The sequence below is a fragment of the Bacillus sp. JJ1773 genome (assembly GCF_036962035.1).
GTDB lineage: Bacteria > Bacillota > Bacilli > Bacillales > Cytobacillaceae > Cytobacillus.
In genome coordinates, this window is record NZ_JBALNX010000134.1 from 1 (window position 1) to 6,106 (window position 6,106).

General features: G+C 37.0%; 3 protein-coding genes. 1 reads left to right on the forward strand and 2 read right to left on the reverse strand.

Annotated features, from left to right (window positions below):
* Positions 1–54 precede the first annotated feature (54 nt).
* Positions 55–1,023, forward strand: a complete 969-nt coding sequence (locus V7127_RS25220; RefSeq protein ID WP_335490884.1) for a COX15/CtaA family protein — start codon at positions 55–57, stop codon at positions 1,021–1,023.
* Between the two features lie 50 nt (positions 1,024–1,073).
* Here the strand turns inward: V7127_RS25220 and pyc are convergent, their stop codons facing one another.
* Both pyc and V7127_RS25230 read right to left on the reverse strand, forming a co-directional pair.
* Complete coding sequence (pyc, locus tag V7127_RS25225; RefSeq protein ID WP_335490879.1) at positions 1,074–4,514, reverse strand: pyruvate carboxylase; 3,441 nt, start codon at positions 4,512–4,514, stop codon at positions 1,074–1,076.
* Between the two features lie 109 nt (positions 4,515–4,623).
* Entirely contained in the window at positions 4,624–5,826 is a 1,203-nt protein-coding gene (locus tag V7127_RS25230; RefSeq protein ID WP_335490882.1) for an FtsW/RodA/SpoVE family cell cycle protein, read from the reverse strand.
* Between the last annotated feature and the right edge of the window lie 280 nt (positions 5,827–6,106).

Consider the following 6,106-nt stretch of genomic DNA (forward strand, 5'->3'; position numbering starts at 1 on the left):
GTCAATTACCTCCTATTACAAATTAAAGAATTATTTAGAAGAGGGTGTAGCACTTTGCAACGATCACTTAAATGGTTCGCCGTTTTAACAACAATTGGGATGCTGTTAGTCCTTTTAGGCGGAGCTCTTGTTACAAAAACAGATTCCGGCATGGGGTGCGGAGATTCTTGGCCGCTCTGTCATGGTGAAATTCTTCCAAAGAATATAACACCTGAATTAATTATCGAGCTTGCCCATAGGGTAGTCTCGGGTGGTGTAGGGATCATGGTTCTAATCCTTTCTGTTTGGACATGGCGCGCTATTGGCCATATTCGTGAAACTAAATTTCTATCTATTACTTCTTTCTTTTTTCTAGTCCTTCAAGGATTAATTGGAGCTGCCGCTGTTAAATGGGGACAATCTGATTTTGTTCTTGCCTTGCATTTTGGTATTTCATTAATTTCCTTTTCAACGGTTCTGCTGCTCACACTTCTCATTTTTGAAGTTGATAAAAAGTTTGAAGCCGAAAAGATTGTCCTCGACAATAGAATGAAGAAGCATATAATTGGCGTTACAATATACAGCTATATTGTCGTTTATACAGGAGCCCTTGTCAGACACGTTAATGCAAGTTTAGTGTGCAGAGATTGGCCGCTCTGCATTAACAACTCCTTTTCCTTACCTACAAATATGTATGAATGGGTACAAATGGGGCATCGTGCCGCAGCTGGAATCATATTTTTATGGATTGCCTATATTACCTATATTGCTGTTAAACATTATAAAGATCAAAAAGTGGTTTACTGGGGCTGGATTATTTCCTTTATTCTAGTGTCTTTACAAGTGATTGCAGGTGCCTTAGTTGTATTATCGAAATTAAATTTATATATAGCATTGGCACACGCCTTCTTTATTTCTTGTTTATTTGGTGTTTTAAGTTACTTTATTCTTCTTTCCTCACGCAGCAAGAGAAACGCCCTTTCACTTGAGAAAGTAAAGGAAGATAATAAGCTCCCTTCAGCACCGCCAGTTACAGTACAATAAAGAACAAAAAGGAAGAGTTGCAGTTCATTTCAACTGCAACTCTTCCTTTTTTATTTTGAAATTTCGATTAGCAGATCCCCTGTTTGAATGGCTTCCCCGTTTGAAACATAAATATCTTCAATTACTCCAGAAAACGGAGCTTGTACGGTTGTTTCCATTTTCATTGCTTCTGTAATCATTAAATGATCGCCTTTTTCAACCTTTTCGCCCTTTTTAACTAAAACCTTAATAACCGTTCCTGGCATCGATGCCCCAATATGGCTTTCATTATGTGGATCTGCCATTATTTTTGACACTACTGTTGCTTTAATACTTTCATCCTTAATAACAACTTCACGAGCTTGCCCATTCAATTCAAAATAGACAATTCTTGTTCCATCAGCTTGTGGCTGACCGACTGAAATAAGCTTTACAATTAATGTTTTTCCAGTCTCTATTTCTATCTCAATCTCTTCACCTAACCTCATTCCAAATAAAAAGGTTGGAGTATCAAGGACAGAGACATCCGAAAATTTCTCTACTATTTTAGTATAATCAATAAAAACCTTTGGGTAGAGGGCATATGCAAGCATGTCAAAGCTTGTCACTTGTCTGCCAAGCTCTTTGAAGAGCTTTTCTCTCAATGCTTCGAAGTCAACATCTTCTAATAGCTCCCCAGGACGAACTGTAATTGGCTCTTTATTTTTCAAGACTACCTTTTGAAGTTCTTTTGGAAATCCGCCATATGGCTGCCCAAGATATCCTTCAAATAGCTCAACAACTGAGTCTGGAAAATCTAAAGTCATCCCTTTATTAATAACATCTTCTTCTGTTAATTGATTTTGAACCATATATAATGCCATATCCCCAACTACCTTAGAAGATGGTGTAACCTTTACAATATCACCAAACATAAGGTTTACACGGGAATACATTTCCTTAACTTCATCCCATTTTTCCCCAAGCCCCACACCTTTAGCTTGCTGCTGAAGATTACTATACTGACCACCCGGCATTTCATGCTTATAGATTTCTGTATGTGGAGAAATCATACCGCTTTCGAAATCTCGATAGTATTTTCTTACATCTTCCCAATAGTAAGATAATTGTTCTAAAGCATCGATATTAATATTTGGTTTTCGGTCAGTACCCTCTAATGCATAATATAAGGAATTGGCACTAGGCTGCGAGGTTAATCCCGCCATTGAACTAACAGCAACATCAACGATATCAACTCCAGCTTCAATTGCTTTTGCGTACATAAATATTCCATTTCCACTTGTATCATGTGTATGAAGATGAATTGGAATATTGACCGTATCTTTTAATTCAGAAATTAACTGGTAGGCTGCCTGCGGTTTTAATAAGCCGGCCATATCCTTAAGGCCTAAAATATGCGCACCTTGATTCTCAAGTTCTTTAGCTAACTCTTTATAATAATTAATATGATATTTCGATCTTGAAGGGTCGGTAATATCACCAGTATAACAAATAGCAGCTTCAGCAATTTTCCCATTCTGGCGTACAGCATCAATCGCTACTTCCATCCCTTTGATCCAGTTAAGGCTATCGAAAATTCTGAATACATCGATTCCAGCTTGTGATGACTTTTCAACAAATTCACGTATAACATTGTCTGGATAATTCGCATAGCCAACAGCATTAGAACCCCGTAAAAGCATTTGGAATAAGATATTTGGCATTTTCTCTCTTAACGTCAGCAATCTTTCCCAAGGATCTTCTTTCAAGAAGCGGTAGGCGACATCAAATGTAGCTCCTCCCCACATTTCAGAAGAAAACAGACCTGGCAATAATTTTGCTGTTGGTTCAGCTATCTGTTTAATATCATTTGTTCGAACACGGGTGGCTAATAATGATTGATGAGCATCACGGAATGTTGTATCAGTAAGAAGTACTTCCTTCTGTTCTTTTATCCATTTAACAAGACCATTAGCTCCATGTTGTTCTAAAATTTGTTTCGTTCCTTGCTTGTATTGCAATTCGCTGCTTAATGTCGGTATTCTTGGCTGATCAAATACTGGCCGCTTTCTTTTTTCAATACCAGGGAAACCATTCACTGTAACGTTCGCAATATATGAGAGCATTTTTGTTCCACGATCTTTTCGTTTTGGGAACAAGAATAACTCTGGAGTTTTGTCAATAAAGGAAGTGTTGTACTCCCCTTTAATAAACTTTTCATGTTTTACTACATTCTCTAAGAATGGAATATTTGTTTTGATTCCGCGGATTCTAAACTCCTGAAGATTCCGAACCATTTTTGCAGCAGCTTGTTCAAAAGTCATTGCCTGTGTTGATAATTTAACAAGCAATGAGTCATAGTAAGGTGTAATAACCGCACCTTGAAACCCATTACCCGCATCAAGCCGAACTCCAAAGCCACCGCCAGATCGGTAAGCCATAATCTTTCCAGTATCAGGCATAAAATTATTCAATGGATCTTCTGTTGTTACACGAGATTGAATGGCATACCCATTCACATGAATATTTTCCTGTGTTGGAACTCCAACTACTCCACTATGAAGAGAATGGCCCGCTGCAACAAAAATTTGGGTTTGAACAATATCAATCCCTGTAACCATTTCAGTAATTGTATGCTCAACTTGGACACGCGGATTCACTTCGATAAAGAAAAATTCATCACCAGATACTAAAAATTCAACTGTACCTGCATTAATATAGTCAACCTTTTTCATCAATCTCAATGCAGCTTCACAAATCTCATCTCTTAGTTTAGGAGAAAGAGATACACATGGGGCAACTTCAACTACTTTTTGGTGACGGCGTTGTACGGAGCAATCCCTTTCATATAAATGAACGATATTTCCGTGCTTATCTCCAATGATTTGAACCTCGATATGCTTCGGTTTATCAATAAATTTCTCAACATAAACCTCATCATTGCCAAATGCAGCTTTAGCTTCTGATTTTGCACGTTCGTATGATTCCTTAACTTCCTCAAGATTATTAACAATTCTCATCCCTCTGCCGCCGCCGCCGAGAGAAGCTTTAATAATAATTGGGAATCCATAATTCTTTCCAAAGCTTATTACTTCATCTAAACCGTTTACTGGGCCATCACTGCCTGGGATAACAGGGATTTCTGCAAGCTGTGCTTGTGTTCTAGCTTTAACCTTATCTCCAAACATATCCAAGTGACGAGATTCCGGGCCAATAAAGATGATCCCTTCTTCCTCACAACGTCTAGCAAAATGGATATTTTCGGACAAAAATCCGTAACCCGGGTGAATAGCATCTACATCACTATTTTTAGCAATTTCAATAATTCCATCAATGTCTAAATAGGCATCGATCGGTTTTTTTCCTTCTCCTATTAAATAGGCTTCATCTGCCTTATATCGATGATAGGATCCAGAATCCTCTTTCGAATATATAGCTACTGTCCGGATATTTAATTCAGTACATGCTCTAAATACCCGAATAGCAATCTCACCTCTGTTAGCCACTAACACTTTGTTGATACGTTGGTTCAAGAGAAACACCTCATCTTTACTTTTTGATTTTTCTGGAAATTGAAGCTGTGCTACGGCTGTTGTATAGCCGTTAGCCGTAATTTATTAACAAGTGCAGATATACTGACACTTATTTACGATATTGATAGACCCGATTTGGAACATTTCTTTTTTGCCCCTGCTGCTCTTTCTCTGCAGTCCCTTTATACTTTTGTTCATAAGTAACAAACATCGAAATATTGACAAGAATCCCCATTGCCATAGAAAGCTGTAAAATGGATGATCCTCCGTAGCTTATGAAAGGCAACGGAACACCTGTTAAAGGAATAACGCCTGAGATTCCAGCGAGATTAACAAAAGATTGAATACCTATCATACTAGAAATCCCAATTGCTAGTAAACTGCCAAAAGGATCCATACATTTTAGCCCTATATACAACCCTCGAAGAACTAAATATCCAATAAGAAGTAATACAAAGCAAACACCAAAAACACCAAGCTCTTCAGCAATAACCGCCATAATAAAGTCAGTATGGGATTCAGGTAAATATCCTAGCTTTTGAATACTTTGGCCTAGTCCTAAACCTTTTAGTCCACCAGCACCGAGTGCTAAATATGAATTAACCAAATGGTAGCCAAAATCGGTTTGAAATGGGTCTTGAAATGCTTCTATACGCCCCATACGTACCTTTGTAAAAATCTTATCCTTCATGATAAGTACGAGAGGCGCTACAATTAGGATGCCAATAGTACCAAGTTTAAGGACATTTTTATAGCTCATACCTGAAGAAAAAATGATAACCACAGCAATAGCAAAAATGATAGCAGCAGTTCCAAAGTCAGGCTGAATTGCTACAAATAAACAAGCAAGAAACAAATAAGCAAGCGGGGGGACTACTCCCTTATTAAACTCGTTTATATAAGATTGTTTCTTTGCATATACAGCAGATAAATAAATAATAACTGTGAGTTTAACAAATTCAGAAGGCTGAATACTTCTGCTGCCAAACTTAAACCAGCTCTGAGCATTATTGGTAGCATGTCCAAAAAGATAGATTGCAAATAAGCCAGCTAATGAAAGAAAAACCATTGGTACGAGAATTTTATTGCTTAACATTGCTTTATACGGAAAAATAGCCATAAACATAAATGCAATTGCTGATAAAATAAGATGAAGCTTTTGCTTATCATAAAAATAATCGCTTGGATACCCCCAGCGCTGTACAGCTGTAACCATACTTGCACTATAAATCATGATCAGGCCAAAAACCGATAATAGTATAACAGCAATAACCAAAGTATAATCATATGATTTTAAGATTTTTTTTAACATTCGACCTCTTCCCTTATCTTCTATGTAGAGTAATTTATTCAATTAAAGCATTAAAACATCCTGCATCGAAGAAAAGTTGTTATAAATGTAACACACTATTTACGAAAAATCTATAATTATGTCATACTAATTAAATTATTTTTTACATTTTTTATATCTTTTCAGTCATACTCAAGATGTTTGAGTTATACTAATTTAATTATAAAAAAACTCAAACAATCCATTTAGAATGTTTGAGTTTTTCTACTGTCCAGCTTCAGCGCCTACCCCCGATGTACAG

What these genes read in the sequence shown, in the direction of transcription:
- V7127_RS25230 (WP_335490882.1), bottom strand. Translation starts at nt 5,826, where the DNA reads ATGTTAAAAAAAATCTTAAAATCATATGATTATACTTTGGTTATTGCT.